The organism is Mesorhizobium sp. M4B.F.Ca.ET.214.01.1.1, from assembly GCF_004791545.1.
GTDB classification, from domain to species: Bacteria; Pseudomonadota; Alphaproteobacteria; order Rhizobiales; family Rhizobiaceae; genus Mesorhizobium; species Mesorhizobium abyssinicae.
On sequence record NZ_SRUX01000005.1, the window covers coordinates 124,239 to 138,943 of the forward strand.

General features: G+C 64.8%; 15 protein-coding genes. 10 read left to right on the plus strand and 5 right to left on the minus strand.

The window, feature by feature from the left end:
• Positions 1–2 precede the first annotated feature (2 nt).
• Entirely contained in the window at positions 3–599 is a 597-nt protein-coding gene (locus tag EN857_RS12165; protein WP_127391208.1) for a transglycosylase SLT domain-containing protein, read from the minus strand.
• 217 nt (positions 600–816) lie between these two features.
• On the opposite strand from EN857_RS12165, the gene EN857_RS12170 reads away from it, so the two are divergent.
• Positions 817–2,355, plus strand: a complete 1,539-nt coding sequence (locus EN857_RS12170) for a trimethylamine methyltransferase family protein (RefSeq protein WP_145968432.1) — start codon at positions 817–819, stop codon at positions 2,353–2,355.
• 79 nt (positions 2,356–2,434) lie between these two features.
• The gene (locus tag EN857_RS12175; protein ID WP_127391210.1) at positions 2,435–4,861 is read left to right on the plus strand and encodes an FAD-dependent oxidoreductase; all 2,427 of its coding nucleotides are present in this window, start codon (positions 2,435–2,437) and stop codon (positions 4,859–4,861) included.
• Positions 4,862–4,887: 26 nt separating this feature from the next.
• Here EN857_RS12175 and EN857_RS12180 read toward each other — a convergent pair whose 3' ends face one another.
• A complete protein-coding gene (locus tag EN857_RS12180) occupies positions 4,888–5,280 on the minus strand; it encodes a DoxX family protein (RefSeq protein WP_127391211.1) in 393 nt (130 codons plus the stop codon).
• A gap of 49 nt (positions 5,281–5,329) precedes the next feature.
• Here EN857_RS12180 and EN857_RS12185 point away from each other — a divergent pair, with 49 nt between their 5' ends.
• Positions 5,330–5,965, plus strand: coding sequence for a hypothetical protein (locus EN857_RS12185; RefSeq protein ID WP_348630822.1), 636 nt, complete (start codon positions 5,330–5,332; stop codon positions 5,963–5,965).
• Between the two features lie 136 nt (positions 5,966–6,101).
• Here EN857_RS12185 and EN857_RS12190 read toward each other — a convergent pair whose 3' ends face one another.
• Positions 6,102–6,881 (minus strand): VOC family protein, encoded by a 780-nt coding sequence (locus EN857_RS12190; RefSeq protein ID WP_127391212.1) that lies wholly within the window; start codon positions 6,879–6,881, stop codon positions 6,102–6,104.
• Between the two features lie 175 nt (positions 6,882–7,056).
• Here EN857_RS12190 and EN857_RS12195 point away from each other — a divergent pair, with 175 nt between their 5' ends.
• The 6 genes from EN857_RS12195 to EN857_RS12220 all read left to right on the plus strand — a co-directional run bounded on the left by EN857_RS12195 (position 7,057) and on the right by EN857_RS12220 (position 12,137).
• Positions 7,057–7,791 carry a gamma-glutamylcyclotransferase gene (locus tag EN857_RS12195; protein WP_127311137.1) on the plus strand — a complete coding sequence of 245 codons (735 nt, stop codon included), beginning with the start codon at positions 7,057–7,059 and terminating at the stop codon, positions 7,789–7,791.
• A gap of 113 nt (positions 7,792–7,904) precedes the next feature.
• Positions 7,905–9,269, plus strand: coding sequence for an NAD(P)-dependent oxidoreductase (locus tag EN857_RS12200; protein WP_127391213.1), 1,365 nt, complete (start codon positions 7,905–7,907; stop codon positions 9,267–9,269).
• A 2-nt stretch (positions 9,270–9,271) separates the two neighbouring features.
• On the plus strand, positions 9,272–10,585 hold the full coding sequence (preA, locus tag EN857_RS12205) for an NAD-dependent dihydropyrimidine dehydrogenase subunit PreA (RefSeq protein ID WP_127391214.1): 1,314 nt from the start codon (positions 9,272–9,274) through the stop codon (positions 10,583–10,585).
• 110 nt (positions 10,586–10,695) lie between these two features.
• Positions 10,696–11,232, plus strand: coding sequence for an Rrf2 family transcriptional regulator (locus EN857_RS12210; RefSeq protein ID WP_127312121.1), 537 nt, complete (start codon positions 10,696–10,698; stop codon positions 11,230–11,232).
• A 5-nt stretch (positions 11,233–11,237) separates the two neighbouring features.
• Positions 11,238–11,696, plus strand: a complete 459-nt coding sequence (locus EN857_RS12215) for a carboxymuconolactone decarboxylase family protein (RefSeq protein WP_127391215.1) — start codon at positions 11,238–11,240, stop codon at positions 11,694–11,696.
• 63 nt (positions 11,697–11,759) lie between these two features.
• Positions 11,760–12,137, plus strand: coding sequence for a DoxX family protein (locus tag EN857_RS12220; RefSeq protein WP_127391216.1), 378 nt, complete (start codon positions 11,760–11,762; stop codon positions 12,135–12,137).
• 21 nt (positions 12,138–12,158) lie between these two features.
• Here the strand turns inward: EN857_RS12220 and EN857_RS12225 are convergent, their stop codons facing one another.
• Together EN857_RS12225 and EN857_RS12230 are read right to left on the minus strand one after the other, a co-directional pair.
• Positions 12,159–12,881, minus strand: a complete 723-nt coding sequence (locus EN857_RS12225; protein ID WP_127391217.1) for an SDR family oxidoreductase — start codon at positions 12,879–12,881, stop codon at positions 12,159–12,161.
• Positions 12,878–13,723 carry an SDR family NAD(P)-dependent oxidoreductase gene (locus tag EN857_RS12230; protein ID WP_127391218.1) on the minus strand — a complete coding sequence of 282 codons (846 nt, stop codon included), beginning with the start codon at positions 13,721–13,723 and terminating at the stop codon, positions 12,878–12,880. Before EN857_RS12230 ends, EN857_RS12225 begins: the two co-directional genes overlap by 4 nt.
• A gap of 103 nt (positions 13,724–13,826) precedes the next feature.
• On the opposite strand from EN857_RS12230, the gene EN857_RS12235 reads away from it, so the two are divergent.
• Complete coding sequence (locus EN857_RS12235; RefSeq protein WP_127287331.1) at positions 13,827–14,699, plus strand: helix-turn-helix transcriptional regulator; 873 nt, start codon at positions 13,827–13,829, stop codon at positions 14,697–14,699.
• Positions 14,700–14,705 lie beyond the last annotated feature (6 nt).

Consider the following 14,705-nt stretch of genomic DNA (forward strand, 5'->3'; position numbering starts at 1 on the left):
GGCTAGTTTCCACATTGCCGTAGCTGCGCCGCATAGTCCTGCGCCATCTTGTCGGTGGCGCGGGCGTAGTTTTGCACGCCGGCATCGCCGCGATTGCCGCGACCGTAAGCCGTCCAGCCAAGATAATAGGCGAGATAAAGATTGTAGGTGTCGGTGCGGGCGACGCCGTAGGTGTCGGCGGTCTTGGAATGATACCAACCGACGAAGTCGACCGCGTCGGCAAAGCGGGTGCGGCGCGCCGCCCAGTTGCCGGTCTCGCTCTGGTACTGCGACCAGGTGCCGTCGAGCGCCTGCGAGAAGCCCGTGGCCGACGAGACGTGTTTCCACGGGATGAAGCCAAGCAGCTTGGTGCGCGGCGGCCTGGCATTGCTCTTGAAGCCGGATTCCTTGCGCACCGTCGCCATCAGCACCGGCACCGGCACGCCATATTTCTGCTCGGCGCGCTCGGCCGCCGCCTGCCAGTTGTCGAACCAGCCGTCATTCTGGTCGAAGACGGCGCAGACATCGTTGATATGGCTCGGCGGCGTCGCGCAGGCCGAAAGCGCCAACGCCAGCAGCACGGTGAAGGCTACAATTTTACTAAAACTCGACCTACGCATCGGCAGACGAATAGGCCGAAAACATAAAGGGATTCTTGCGGCGTTTCTTAACGGCTGGGGAGCCACCGTCGCCGCTCCGGGCCGGTATTATAATTTCGACTCTCGATGTCGCTTTTGTCGCAATGGAATTCCAGAAATGCCGCCTTGGCTAAAATCACGCCCGCAAACGGCGGATTTCTGACAGCCGCGCTTTCGTGCCGGCGCTCTGATGTGCGGCATGACCGAACCAAGACGCAAGCGCGGCACTGAGCGAACCAGCAACCGGGGGCCGTCCGCGATCCCGCAATTGCCGGCAAGGCGGGTGACCAACCCCTATCCGCCGATGGCGCTGCTCTCGGCCGACCAGATCGAGGCGATCCATGAAGCCTCGATGCATATCCTTGAAAATTTCGGCATCGAGGTGATGAGCCCACGGGCGCTGGCGCTGTTCGAAAAGGCGGGTGCCAGGGTCGATCACGCATCGATGAATGTCCGCATCGATCGCGGCATGGTCGCCGAGGCACTGAAGACGACGCGTGCCAGCTACGCGCTTACCCCACGCAACTCGGCCCACGCCATTCATCTCGGCGGCAACACGATCAATTTCACGCTCGTCGCCGGGCCGCCCAACGTGCACGACATGGAGCGTGGCCGCCGCGCCGGCAATTTGCGCGACTATCAAGACCTCGTGCGGCTGGCGCAGCATTTCAACTGCGTCCACATGCTCGGCAACCAGGTTTGCGCGCCGATCGAACTGCCGGCCAATTCGCGCCATCTCGACACCTACTTCGCCAACCTGACGCTGACCGACAAATGCTTCCATGTCTCGGCGATCGGCCGGGGGAGGGCGCTCGACGGCATCGAGATGATGGCGATCGCGCGCGGGCTGACGCTTGATCAGATGCGCGACGACCCGGGCATCGCCACCATCATCTCGGTCAACTCTCCGCGCCGTTTTGACGAGATGATGGCCGAGGGTCTGATGACCATGGCCGAGTTCGGCCAGTCGGTGGCGGTGACGCCGTTCACGCTGATGGGGGCGATGAGCCCGGTGACGCTGGCCGGCGCGCTGGCGCAGCAGAACGCCGAGGCGCTGTTCGGCGTCGTGCTGACGCAGCTCGTCCGGCCCGGCGCGCCGGTCATGTATGGCGCCTTCACTTCCAATGTCGACATGAAGTCGGGCGCCCCGGCCTTCGGCACGCCGGAAAACACCAAGGCCAACATTGCCTCCGGGCAATTGGCGCGGCGCTATGATTTGCCGTACCGCACGACGCCGGGTTCGGCCTCCAACGCCGCCGACGCGCAAGGCGCCTACGAGACGCTGATGGCGCTATGGGGCGCGGTGCTCGGCCACGGCAACCTCGTCTACCACGCCGCCGGCTGGCAGGAGGGCGGGCTGACGGCATCGTTCGAGAAGTTCATCATCGACGTCGAGATGATCCAGCACATGATGGAGTTTCTGCGCCCGATCGTTGTCGACGAAGGGGAACTCGCGGTCGAGGCATTGGGCGCGGTGCCGACCGGCGGCCATTTCTTCGGCGAGCCGCATACGCTGGAGCGCTACGCCACCGCCTTCTACCAGCCGATGCTTTCCAACTGGCAGAATTACGAAGCCTGGCAGGAAGCCGATGGCCTCGACGCGACCGCGCGCGCAACGCGGCTGTGGAAGAAGGCGCTGGAGGAGTATGCCGAGCCGGCGATGGATCCTGCCGTGCGCGAGGCGCTCGAAGCCTATATGGCGCGCCGCAAGGAAGCGATCGGGCAGGGCGAGCCGTGAGTTCCTTGGCGTCGGCGCGAGGCGCTGCCTTTCCGATTCATCTTATCTTCCCAACTCACTGAAATAACGAGAAAACCCCATGAAATCGCATGCAAAGGTCGTGGTCATTGGCGGCGGTGTCGTCGGATGCTCGGTGCTGTTCCATCTGGCCCGGCACGGCTGGACCGATGTCGTGCTGCTGGAGCGCGACGAACTGACCTCGGGCTCGACCTGGCACGCGGCCGGCGGCATGCACACGATCAATGGCGACCCCAACGTCGCCAAGCTGCAGAAATACACGATCTCGCTCTACAAGGAGATCGAGGAATTGTCCGGCCAGGCGACCGGTGTGCACCTGACCGGCGGCGTGCTCTTGGCTGCGACCGAGGCGCGGCTCGACTGGCTGCGCGGCGTGGTCGCCAAGGGCCGCTATCTCGGCATCGACCTTGAGGAGATCTCGCCCAATGAGGCGGCGGAACTGATGCCGCTGCTCGATCCAAAGCAATTCGTCGGCGCGGTGCGCAACAAGGAGGATGGCCATCTCGATCCGTCCGGCGTGACGCATGCCTATGCCAAAGCGGCCCGGAAACTGGGTGCGGAGGTCGAGCGCTTCACCAAGGTCGAGGACATCGTGCGCCGGCCCGACGGCTCATGGCGCGTCATCACCAACAAGGGCGAGGTGGTGGCCGAGCATGTCGTCAATGCCGGCGGCCTGTGGGCGCGCGAGGTCGGCCGCATGGTCGGCCTCGAACTGCCGGTGCTCGCCATGGAGCACATGTACCTGATCACCGAGGACATGCCCGAGGTCGCCGCCTGGAACCGGAAGACCGGCACCGAGATCATCCATGCGGTCGATTTCGACGGCGAGCTCTATCTGCGCCAGGAGCGCGGCGGCATGCTGATGGGCACCTACGAGAAGGCCAACAAGCCGTGGTCCGAGTTCCAGACCCCGTGGAATTTCGGCCATGAACTGCTGGAGCCGGACATCGATCGCATCGCGCCGTCGCTGGAGGTTGGCTTCCGGCATTTCCCCGCCTTCCAGAACACCGGCATCAAGCAGATCATCAACGGCCCCTTCACCTTCGCGCCGGATGGCAATCCGCTGGTCGGGCCGGTGCGTGGCCTGCCGGGCTTCTGGGTCGCCTGCGGCGTCATGGCTGGTTTCTCGCAGGGTGGTGGCGTCGGGCTGGCGCTGTCCAACTGGATGATCGAGGGCGACCCCGGCGCCGACATCTGGGCCATGGATGTCGCGCGCTACGGCGACTGGGCGACAATGGCCTACACCAATGCCAAGGTGCGCGAAAATTATTCGCGGCGCTTCTCGATCCGCTTCCCCAACGAGGAACTGCCGGCCGGACGGCCGCTGAAGACGACGCCGGTCTATGACGCCCTCTCGGCCAAGGGCGCGCAATGGGGCGTGTCCTACGGGCTGGAGGTGCCGCTCTGGTATGCCCCTGACGGCGTCAGGGACGAGTTCTCTTGGCGGCGCTCGAGCGATTTCGACCATGTCGCGAAGGAAGTGGCGGCGGTGCGCGGCGGCGTCGGCCTGGCGGAGATTTCCAACTTCGCCAAATACGCGGTGACCGGCGAGGGCGCAGCCGCCTGGCTCGACCGCATGCTGGCCTGCAAGCTGCCGAAGCGCGGCCGCATGACGCTGGCGCCGATGCTGAAGAATGACGGCAGGCTGATCGGCGATTTCACGCTGGCCAACATCGACGACGGCGAGTGGTTCATCGCCGGCTCCGGCATCGCCGAGCAATACCATATGCGCTGGTTCGAGGCGCATCTGCCGAAGAACGGTTCGGTGCGCATCGAGGCGCTGGGACAGAAGTTGACCGGGCTGGCGATCGCCGGACCGAAGGCGCGGGATGTTCTGGCGAAAGTGACGCGCGCGGATGTCTCCAACGCCGCATTCCCCTTCATGGCGGTGGCCAGGATGGACATCGGCATGGCGCCCTGCCTGGTCGGCCGCGTTAGCTATACCGGCGATCTCGGCTACGAGATCTGGGTGGCGCCGGAGTATCAGCGCGCCGCATTCGGGGCGTTGACGGCGGCGGGCGAGGAATTCGGCATCGGCCTGTTCGGCTCGCGCGCCCTCAATGCGCTGCGGCTGGAGAAGAACTACGGCTCATGGGCGCGCGAGTACCGGCCGATTTACGGGCCGCTGGAAGCCGGCCTCGACCGTTTCGTCGCTTACGGCAAGGAGGCGGACTTCATCGGCAAGGCGGCAGCGCTGGCCGAGCGCAAGCAGGGCGGCAAGCTGCGGCTGCGCGCCTTCATCGTTGATGCGGCCGATGCCGACGTCATCGGCGATGAGCCGATCTGGTTCGATGGCGCCGTGCGCGGCTGGGTCACCTCGGGCGGCTACGCGCATCACGCGAAAAGGTCGGTCGCCATGGGCTATGTGCCGAGGGAGATCGCCGACGAGGCCGACGGCTTCGAGATCGAGATTCTGGGCAAGCGCCATGGCGCGCGCATCCAATCGGCGCCGCTGTTCGACGCCAATTTCGAGCGGATGCGCGCCTGAAACCAGGCGCGCATCCGTTTCGCAGGTCATGCGTTGCGGCGGTTGTCCAGCGCGAAGGCGCCGGCGCCGGCAAACACCAGATAGAGGAAGATGAAGCAGAACGAGATCGCCGAGTCGCCGCCATTGTTGACCGGGAAGAAGTCGCGCGGCGCATGCGCCATGAAATAGGCGATCGCCATCTCGCCAGCGAGAAGGAACGCCACCGGCCGGGTGAGCAACCCGAGAGCGAGCAGGATGCCGCCGGCGAATTCAAGGATGCCGGCAGCCAGAGGCAACCCGCTCAAGGCGCCGGCGTGCTCGCCGACGGGGAAATTGAACAGTTTCTGGGTGCCATGCTCGATGAATTGCAGCGCAGTCACGATGCGCAGCACGCCGAGCGCCTGTGGCCGGTACTGGGAAAGACCTTCGAAAAGCTTCATCTAAAACTCCATTTTGCCTCCCCGCCTGGCCATAAAATATCGCCCGGCAATGGACCACTCACTTCCGATGCCCTGCCTTCAACAATCGGTGAGTGAAAATGGTTTCATCTCCCAAAAATGTTTCCCTTCATGGTTGCATAAGTATCGCTATGGTTGTATTGATGCCGGTACGCCAACCATGCGAGTTCCCTTCACCATGAAAACAATCGTCATCAGCCTGTTCGCAATCCTTGCAGGCACCAGCTTCGCCATGGCAGCCGACAGCGGCTGTGATGCCTTCAAATGGCCGGTGGCACGCGAGCAGGCACTGTTTGCGGCAGCGCCGGCCGCGCAGTCCGGTGCTGCCCTGACGGTCGGCCAGGCGATGGATTTCACGCTCGCAGCGATCGACACGATCAGCTTTGAAGTGCCTCCGGACCGTGCCCCGGCAGCCGGCACGTTCGGCGCGACCGCAAGCATCGTCGTGCCGCCGGAGGGAGAGCTCCAGGTCAGCCTGTCGGATGAGGCCTGGATCGATATCGTGCAGGACGGCCATGCCGTGAAGTCGGCTGGGTTCAGCGGCGTGAAGACCTGCCCGGGCATTCGCAAGAGCGTGCGTTTCAAGCTGTCAGCCGGTCCGGCCACCGTTCAGCTCAGCGGCAGCGAGAAGGCCGACCTCAAAGTCGCCGTTCTGACGCCGGAGTAACGCACTAGGGTGAGGTCGGCGGGATGGCGCCCTCTCTGTCTTGCCCGTCCTCCGCAGCAGTTGCGGAGGAGGGCCGGACAAGCCGTCCAAGCGGGAGATCGGCCGCTGCTGTCGCTTTCACCAATCGCAATCGGTTTTACCGCGCCGGCGCGATCAGCGCGAAATGCGCGCCTTGCGGATCCGTGCACTGCACGATCCAATCGCCGCCGGGCACCTCCATCGGACCCATGATGACCTTGCCGCCATTGTCGGTCACGCGCTTGGCCGCCGCGTCGATGGCGGCGACGTTGAAGTAGAACTGCCAGACCGGCACCGGGATCTGTTCGGGCTTGTTCATCATGCCGCCGACGGGCTCGCCGACAAAAGCGAAGACCTGGTAGGTGCCCATCGCTGGGCCCATGTCGAAGTCGCCGGCCTTTGTCCAGCCGAACTGCTCGGCATAGAAATCGAAGGCTGCCGTCCAGTCCGTCGTGTAGAGCTCATGCCAGCCGATGTGGCCTGGCGTTCGCGCCGGCACCGGCGGCTGATCGGGCTGGTTCGGCTGCAGGAACATGAAGGTCGCGCCTTGCGGATCGGCAACGACGGCGAAGCGCCCGACGCCCGGAATGTCGTCGGGTGCGCGGTGCACGGTGCCGCCCGCGTCCTTGAGCGACGCGGTCGCGCCGTCGGCATCCTTGCTATGGATATAGCCGAGCCAGGCGGGCGGCATGCCCATCTTGGCGGCATCCTCGGGCAGCGTCATCAAGCCCGCGACGCCGCGCTCGCCGACATTCATGACGATGTAGCGCGGCATGCCGGGCGAGGTATCGAAGGGTTGCCCCTTCCAGCCGACAACGGCTGTGTAGAAGGCCTCGGCGGCGTCGAGGTCGGTGGTCATCAACTCGTACCAGAAGAACGGCATCGGGGATTTCGGCATCGTCATGCTCCTTCGGTTTCCTCGGTTGATCGTCTCGTGACCGATCTTAGGACGATCCCGGCGACAGGAATCCGACATGGGCCGGAAATCGACGGCGGCAAGGCACTGTGCCTGCAATCTTGCGCGCCATGCGGTTTTCGCCTTTGCTTGTCCGTCAATGAGGGGATCACGATCCATGCGGCAGATGTCGCTCACGCCGGAGCTTGTGGCGCTCTGTCATCGGGAGGAAGCCGATCCAGGTCCGGACGGCAGCTGGACGCAATTGAACGACGATGATTTCCGCGCGCTTGCCGAGCGTCTGTCAGGCGAAGCCGACGAAGGGCCGCTGTGGGTGTTCGCCTATGGCTCGCTGATCTGGAAGCCGGCCTTCGATTCCGTCGAGCAGCAGCGCGCCTCGGCCCATGGCTGGCATCGGTCGTTCTGCCTCGACATGGTTCGCTGGCGCGGCAGCGCCGCGCAGCCCGGGCTGATGATGGCGCTGGAACGGGGTGGCCGCTGCGACGGCGTCATCTATCGCCTGCCGGACGGTGACAAGCCGGCCCAGATCGAAAGGCTGCTGCGGCGCGAGATCGATGATCACGAAAGCGTCGCCTCGGTCCGCTGGGTTCCGGTGCGCACCGCGCAAGGGCCGCGCAAGGCGCTAGGCTTTTGGGTCGGGGTGACCGGCAGGGGTACCTCGCTCGGGCAGCCGCTGGAGACGGTGGCGCATGTGCTGGCCCGTGCCTGCGGCCATGTCGGCTCCGGCGCCGAATATCTCTACAACACCGTCAGTCACCTCGAGACGTTCGGCATCCACGACCGCAATCTGTGGCGGCTCCAGGAACTGGTCGCGGACGAGATCAGGTCGATCCATGGCCCGGGCAGCGAAAGCGCCGGGTCATTCGAGCCCTCCGTGCTTGCCATAACATGAGTATAATTATCATGTTTTTATAGAGCCTTTTCAGCGACTTGGCCGAAAATTGACCAATTGATAAAAAAATAAAACGTGCTAGCCTTCCCCAAAACAAAACAAGGGGAACCGGAATGGCGACTGGTCATTTCAAAGAGGGCATAGCCGGCGGCCGGCTGTCGTCCGAACAGTATGCCGACAATTTTTCCGACCTGCATCCGCCGCTCGACCATCACGAGGCGCTGGTCGAAAGCGATCGCTGCTATTTCTGCTACGATGCGCCGTGCATGAATGCGTGCCCGACCTCGATCGACATTCCGCTGTTCATCCGCCAGATCTCGACCGGCAATCCGCTCGGCTCGGCCAAGACCATCTTCGACCAGAACATCCTTGGCGGCATGTGCGCCCGCGTCTGCCCGACCGAGACGCTTTGCGAGGAAGTCTGCGTGCGCGAGGTGGCCGAGGGCAAGCCGGTGCAGATCGGCCGGCTGCAGCGCTACGCCACCGATGTCGCAATGAGCGAGGACAGGCAGTTCTATGCGCGCGCCGAACCGACCGGAAAATCTGTCGCCGTCGTCGGCGCCGGGCCGGCCGGGCTTGCCGCCGCGCACAGGCTCGCGCGCCATGGCCATGACGTGACCATCCTTGAGGCGCGGCCGAAGGCCGGGGGCCTCAACGAATACGGCATCGCCGCCTACAAGAGCGTCGACAATTTCGCCCAGGCCGAGGTCGACTACGTCACCGCGATCGGCGGCATCGACATCCAGAACGGCAAGGCGCTCGGCCGCGACTACCAGCTGTCCGACCTGATCCGGAACTACGATGCCGTGTTCCTCGGCATGGGGCTTGGCGGCGTCAACGCGCTGCGCACCGACGGCGAGGGCAGCGATGGGGTCACCAACGCGGTGGAGTTCATCGCCGAACTGCGTCAGGCCAGCGATCTTTCCGGCCTGCCGGTCGGCCGGCGCGTCGTCGTCATCGGCGGCGGCATGACGGCGATCGACGCCGCGGTGCAGTCGAAGCTGCTCGGCGCCGAGGAGGTGACGATCTGCTACCGGCGCGGCCAGGCGCACATGAATGCCTCCGGCTTCGAGCAGGATCTGGCCGCTGCCAATGGCGTCACCATCCGCCACTGGCTGCAGCCCAAGCGCGTCATCGCCGAGAACGGCAAGGTGTCGGCGATCGAGCTCGAATATACGGCGATGGACGGTGACAAGCTGGCCGGCACCGGCGAGCGGCTCACGCTCGCGGCCGACCAGGTGTTCAAGGCGATCGGCCAGAGCTTTGTCCCGGCCGCGCTGAACGGCAGCGGCGCCGAGATCGAGCTGGAAGGCGGCCGCATCAAGGTCGATGCCGAGGGCCGCACCTCGCTGGCCAAAGTTTGGGCCGGCGGCGACTGCATCTTCGGCGGCGACGACCTCACCGTTTCGGCGGTGGCGCAAGGCCGCGACGCGGCCGAAAGCATCAACCGGGCACTGACCTCTAACGGGAGGGCATGAGCATGGCAGATATCAGGAACAATTTCGTCGGCATCAAGTCGCCCAATCCGTTCTGGCTGGCCTCGGCGCCGCCGACCGACAAGGCCTACAATGTCATCCGCGCCTTCCAGGCGGGCTGGGGCGGCGTGGTCTGGAAGACGCTCGGCGAGGAGGGGCCGCCGGTGGTCAACGTCAACGGCCCGCGCTACGGCGCGATCTGGGGCGCCGACCGCCGCTTGCTCGGCCTCAACAACATCGAGCTGATCACCGACCGCGAGCTGCAGACCAATCTGCGCGAGATCAAGCAGGTCAAGCAGGACTGGCCGGACCGCGCCGTCGTCGTCTCGCTGATGGTGCCCTGCGTCGAGGAAAGCTGGAAGGCGATCCTGCCGGTGGTCGAGGAGACCGGAGCCGACGGTATCGAGCTCAATTTCGGCTGCCCGCACGGTATGTCGGAACGCGGCATGGGCTCGGCGGTCGGCCAGGTGCCGGAATATATCGAAATGGTGGTGCGCTGGTGCAAGGCAAACACCCGCATGCCGGTCATCACCAAGCTGACGCCCAACATCACCGACATCCGCAAGCCCGCGCGAGCGGCCCACGCAGGTGGAACGGACGCGGTGTCGCTGATCAACACCATCAATTCGATCACAGGCGTCGATCTCGACAGTTTCGCGCCGCAGCCGACCATCGACGGCAAGGGCTCGCATGGCGGCTATTGCGGCCCGGCGGTGAAGCCGATCGCCATGAACATGGTGGCCGAGATCGCGCGCGATGCCGAGACCCGCGGCCTGCCGATCTCCGGCATCGGCGGCATCACCACATGGCGCGACGCGGCGGAATTCATGGCGCTCGGCGCCGGCAATGTGCAGGTCTGCACAGCGGCGATGACCTACGGCTTCAAGATCGTGCAGGAGATGATCGCGGGCCTCGAGAACTGGATGGACGAGAAGGGCCACGCCTCGCTCGCCGACATCGTCGGCCGCGCCACGCCCAACGTCACCGACTGGCAGTATCTCAACCTCAACTACGTCGCCAAGGCGCATATCGACCAGGATGCCTGCATCAAATGCGGCCGCTGCCACATCGCCTGCGAGGACACTTCGCACCAGGCGATCACTGCGATGGTCGATGGCGTCAGGCATTTCGAGGTGATCGAGGCCGAGTGCGTCGGCTGCAATCTGTGCGTCAATGTCTGCCCGGTCGAGGGCTGCATCACCATGGAGCCGCTGGCCGTCGGCGCGATGGACGAGCGCACCGGCAAGCCGGTGTCGCCGGTCTATGCCAACTGGACGACGCACCCGAACAATCCGATGGCCAAGGCGGCGGCGGAATAGGGCACGTATGCGACGAGAAAAGCGGCATCTTCGGATGCCGTTTTTCATTTTGCTATTGCAGATAAAAAGTATCCACGATAAATGATATCCATGAACTGGAGCGTGGCATCATGAAACTGGGAGAAGGCGTCGAGGCGGCGATCCACTGCGCCGCGATGCTCGCCGGGGTGGATGGCGCCGCGACGATGCCGGGCGCCGCCTTGGCGGAGGCCTTCGGTGTGTCGCCGAGCTATCTGCTCAAGCATCTCAACATGCTGACGGCCGCGGGCATTCTGGAATCGGTGCCGGGACCGGCCGGCGGCTACCGTCTGGCGAAGCCGTCCGAGCGCATCACGCTGCTCGACATCGTGCTCGCCGTCGAGGGCAGGGAACCTGCCTTCCGCTGCGGCGAGATCCGCCAGCGGGGCCCTGTGCGGCTCGATGCTTCGGCCTATGTGAAGCCATGCGGCATCAATGCCGCGATGCTCAAGGCCGAGCGCGCCTACCGGGCGGCGCTCGCCGAGGTCAGGCTGTCGGCGATCGTGGCTGACTACGTCAGCGAGGCCGATCCGCGCTCGGTCGCGGCGGGATGCGCCTTCGTTGCCCGTTATCAGCGGCCGCAGAAGGTTCATCCAAACCAAGTTCCCCCAAGCAAGAGTGAAAGGTAAGAACCATGAAACAGAGGCTGCAATTCTTCGCCAAGGCGCCCGAGATCATGAAGGCGGTGTCGGCGCTCAACAAGGCGGTCGACGAATGCGGGCTGGAGGTGAGCCTGCTGCATCTGATCAAGCTCAGGGCCTCGCAGATCAACGGCTGCTCCTTCTGCGTCGACATGCACAGCCGCGAAGCGCGGCAGGACGGCGAGAGCGAGCAGCGGCTCTATCTTGTCGCCGCCTGGAAGGAATCGCCGCTGTTTTCCGAACGCGAGCGTGCCGCGCTCGCCTGGACCGAAGCGGTGACGAAGATTTCCGAGAACGGCGTCTCGGACGAGCTCTATGCCCGTACGCTAACGCATTTTTCGGAAGAGGAACTGGTCAAGTTGTCGGTCGCGATCGGCATGATCAACACCTGGAACCGGCTTTGCGTCCCGTTCCAGGCCATTCATCCGGTGCCGGCGGCCAAAGCCGCTTGATCGGAAGGAACAGCGCGCGGGTCCGAGAGCGGACCCGCGCCTTTTTGTTTTAGGATCAATCACATGTTTGCAAATTTTCAGAACGAGATTCTGCTTGCTGCACGACTGCTGCTCGGCGGCGCCTTTGTCTTCGCCGGCTTGCGCAACATCCGGAACAGGGCGTTCCTGACCAAATTGATGACCGAACGCGGCGTGCCGCAGGCGGGGCTGGCGCTGTGGCTCGGCATCCTCCTGCAGGTCGTCGCCGGCGGCCTGATCGTGGCGGGCGTCTGGGCGGCACTTGGGGCTGCTTGCCTTATCCTGTTTCTGGTCGTCGCAACGATCATGTTCGACAATTTCTGGGATCATCAGGGCCCTGAGCGAGCGGCGCGGATCAACGGCTTTGTCGCCAATGTTGCGCTGGCCGGAGGGTTCCTGGCGCTGATGGCGCAGCCGCTTTGAGCGCGGCTGCGATTGTCTCCGTCACGCGGCGTATCGCAGGCCACCGTCGCAGGTCAGCACCTGGCCGGTCATGAAGCCGTTGGAGACCAGGAAAGCGATCGCGTCGGCGACGTCCTCGGCGCGGCCGATACGGCCGACGGGCGTCTTGCCGGCATATTCGGCAAAGACCGCTTGCCGCTGGTCGTCCGGCAGGAAATCCCACCACGGCGTGTCGATAACACCCGGAGCTACGACATTGACGCGCAGCGGCTTCAACTCCACGGCCAGGATCGGCGCCACGGTCAGAAGCATGCCGTTGATGGCGCCGATGCCGGCGATGCCGGGCGCGGCGAGCTGCGCCGAAACGGCCGAAATGAAGGTCACTGATCCGTGGTTGCTCAACGTCGGCAGGGCCGCCTGGAGGCAGGAGAGCTGCGGCCGGATCTTTTCGTCGACGCCGCCGCCTATGTCGGCGAGATCGAGCGTCGCGAACGGCCCAAGCCCCTTGCCGCCGCTTGCCGCCAGGACAAGATGATCGAAAGGCCCAAGGCCGTCGAAGAAATGCCGGACCTCATCCGGCCTGGTCGCGTCGAAGGCGGCCTTGCCGACGCTGCCGCCAAGGGTCCTCCAGGCGTCCCTGAGCTTGTTCTCGTTGCGGCCGGTGATCGTCACTTTCATGGCGGGACCGACCAGCCGCCTGGCCGTGGCCAAGCCGATGCCGGATGAGCCGCCGATAATGACGCAATGCTCGATTTTCTCACTCATGACTGTCTTTCCCTGGTTGTGGCTGAGGCGCGCTCGATCAGTTCGAGGCTCAATGAGTGCAACTGCCGGCGGGCCTTTTCGTCGTAGGCCTGGACGTCGGCGCGGGATTCGCGCTGGCCGTCGAAATAGAGGCCGCTGCGGCCCTCGAGCGCCGGCGACGTCGCAAGATTGAGGATGGCCTCGGCGCCGGTCTCGACCGAGCTCCACGGCGTGATGCCCGCCTGCCGGACCATGGTCGTGTTCATGTAGCTTGCCGGATGCAGCGCGTTGACGGTGACGCCGCTGCCTTCCAGATCCTCGGTTAGATCGACGGTGAACAGGATCTGCGCCAGCTTGCTCTGGCAGTAGGCGCGCACGCCGCTATAGTTGCGGGTCAGCATGACGTCGTCGAAATCGATCGCCTGCTGGCCGGCCGAGGCGACATTGACGATGCGCGCCGGCGCGCTCGCCCTGAGCAGCGGCAGCAGCTCCGAGGTCAGCAGGAAGCCGGCGAGATAATTGACGGCGAAGCGCAGCTCGTAGCCGTCGGCGCTGACCTGCCTTTTCGACGCTTCGCCGGCAGTGCCGATACCGGCATTGTTGATCAGGATGTCGAGTCGGTTTGTTCTGGCGCGCACGGCTTCGGCGAGGCGCCTGACCTCGGCAAGCGACGAGAGATCGGCGACGACAAGCTCGGCATTGCCGCCCGCGGCCTCGACGGCAGCGACGACTGCCTTGCCGCGCGCCGCGTCGCGGCCATGCACCAGGACATGGGCGCCGCTTGCGCCGAGCCGTTCCGCGACCATGCGGCCGACGCCGTCGGTCGATCCGGTGATGAGGACGGTCTTGTCTTTCAAGTCCATGTTCAGAGCCTCCATGTTTTGCTCTGAACGCAAGATGGGGCGCGGCGCGCATCCCAAACAGTTCAAACTTTATCCTGGTATCAATACTGCTATAATAAACCCCATGGATGCGATCTCCCACTCGCCGGAAGACAGCCGCCGGCGCGAGCTTGGCGCCTTCCTGCGCTCGCGCCGCGAAAGGCTTTCGCCCGGGACCGCCGGCATCGCCTGCGGCGCGCGCCGGCGCACGCCGGGGCTGCGGCGCGAGGAGGTGGCGATGATCGCCGGCGTCGGCACGACCTGGTACACCTGGCTTGAACAGGGCAGGGACGTCCGCCCCTCGGTGGAAGTCCTGACGGCGCTGTCGGAGGCGTTGCGCCTCGATGCAGTCGAGAAGCGTCATCTGTTCATCCTTGCCGGCCGCCAGCAGCCGGAGCGGCGCCTGGCGGCGCCGGAAAAGGTCGACGGCGCGCTTCTGCACATGCTGCAAAGCCTCGTCCTGCAGCCGGCCTATGTCGTCGGCCGGCGCTGGGACGTGTTGGCCTGGAATCCGGCGGCGGTGGCCGTGTTCGGCGATTATGGGTTGCTGGAGGGCGATGCCCGCAACATCGTCCACATGGTGTTCACCAGCCCGCACCATCGCCGCCTGCTGGTCGACTGGGAGGAACTCGCACGCGTGGTGCTGGCTTCGTTTCGGGCGGAGAGCGCCAAATATGTCGGCGATCCGGATTTCGACCGGCTGATCGCGTTGATGATGCGCTCAAGCCCCGAGTTCCGCGACTGGTGGCCGCGGCGCGACGTGGCGCGAAAGCTGACCGGCGTGAAGCACGTCCGGCATCCGACCGCGGGTGCGATGGTGTTCGAGCATATGAGCCTGTCGATCGATGACGGTTCCGACATGCGGCTGATCGTCTACACGCCGCTTGCCGAGCAGAACTCGATCGCCAAGCTGCAAAAGCTGCTCGATGCGCTGCCCCCTGAACGGCGCAGCGCCTGACGCCAT

What these genes read in the sequence shown, in the direction of transcription:
- EN857_RS12165 (WP_127391208.1), bottom strand. Translation starts at nt 599, where the DNA reads ATGCGTAGGTCGAGTTTTAGTAAAATTGTAGCCTTCACCGTGCTGCTG.
- EN857_RS12170 (WP_145968432.1), top strand. Translation starts at nt 817, where the DNA reads ATGACCGAACCAAGACGCAAGCGCGGCACTGAGCGAACCAGCAACCGG.
- EN857_RS12175 (WP_127391210.1), top strand. Translation starts at nt 2,435, where the DNA reads ATGAAATCGCATGCAAAGGTCGTGGTCATTGGCGGCGGTGTCGTCGGA.
- EN857_RS12180 (WP_127391211.1), bottom strand. Translation starts at nt 5,280, where the DNA reads ATGAAGCTTTTCGAAGGTCTTTCCCAGTACCGGCCACAGGCGCTCGGC.
- EN857_RS12185 (WP_348630822.1), top strand. Translation starts at nt 5,330, where the DNA reads ATGGACCACTCACTTCCGATGCCCTGCCTTCAACAATCGGTGAGTGAA.
- EN857_RS12190 (WP_127391212.1), bottom strand. Translation starts at nt 6,881, where the DNA reads ATGCCGAAATCCCCGATGCCGTTCTTCTGGTACGAGTTGATGACCACC.
- EN857_RS12195 (WP_127311137.1), top strand. Translation starts at nt 7,057, where the DNA reads ATGCGGCAGATGTCGCTCACGCCGGAGCTTGTGGCGCTCTGTCATCGG.
- EN857_RS12200 (WP_127391213.1), top strand. Translation starts at nt 7,905, where the DNA reads ATGGCGACTGGTCATTTCAAAGAGGGCATAGCCGGCGGCCGGCTGTCG.
- preA (WP_127391214.1), top strand. Translation starts at nt 9,272, where the DNA reads ATGGCAGATATCAGGAACAATTTCGTCGGCATCAAGTCGCCCAATCCG.
- EN857_RS12210 (WP_127312121.1), top strand. Translation starts at nt 10,696, where the DNA reads ATGAAACTGGGAGAAGGCGTCGAGGCGGCGATCCACTGCGCCGCGATG.
- EN857_RS12215 (WP_127391215.1), top strand. Translation starts at nt 11,238, where the DNA reads ATGAAACAGAGGCTGCAATTCTTCGCCAAGGCGCCCGAGATCATGAAG.
- EN857_RS12220 (WP_127391216.1), top strand. Translation starts at nt 11,760, where the DNA reads ATGTTTGCAAATTTTCAGAACGAGATTCTGCTTGCTGCACGACTGCTG.
- EN857_RS12225 (WP_127391217.1), bottom strand. Translation starts at nt 12,881, where the DNA reads ATGAGTGAGAAAATCGAGCATTGCGTCATTATCGGCGGCTCATCCGGC.
- EN857_RS12230 (WP_127391218.1), bottom strand. Translation starts at nt 13,723, where the DNA reads ATGGACTTGAAAGACAAGACCGTCCTCATCACCGGATCGACCGACGGC.
- EN857_RS12235 (WP_127287331.1), top strand. Translation starts at nt 13,827, where the DNA reads ATGGATGCGATCTCCCACTCGCCGGAAGACAGCCGCCGGCGCGAGCTT.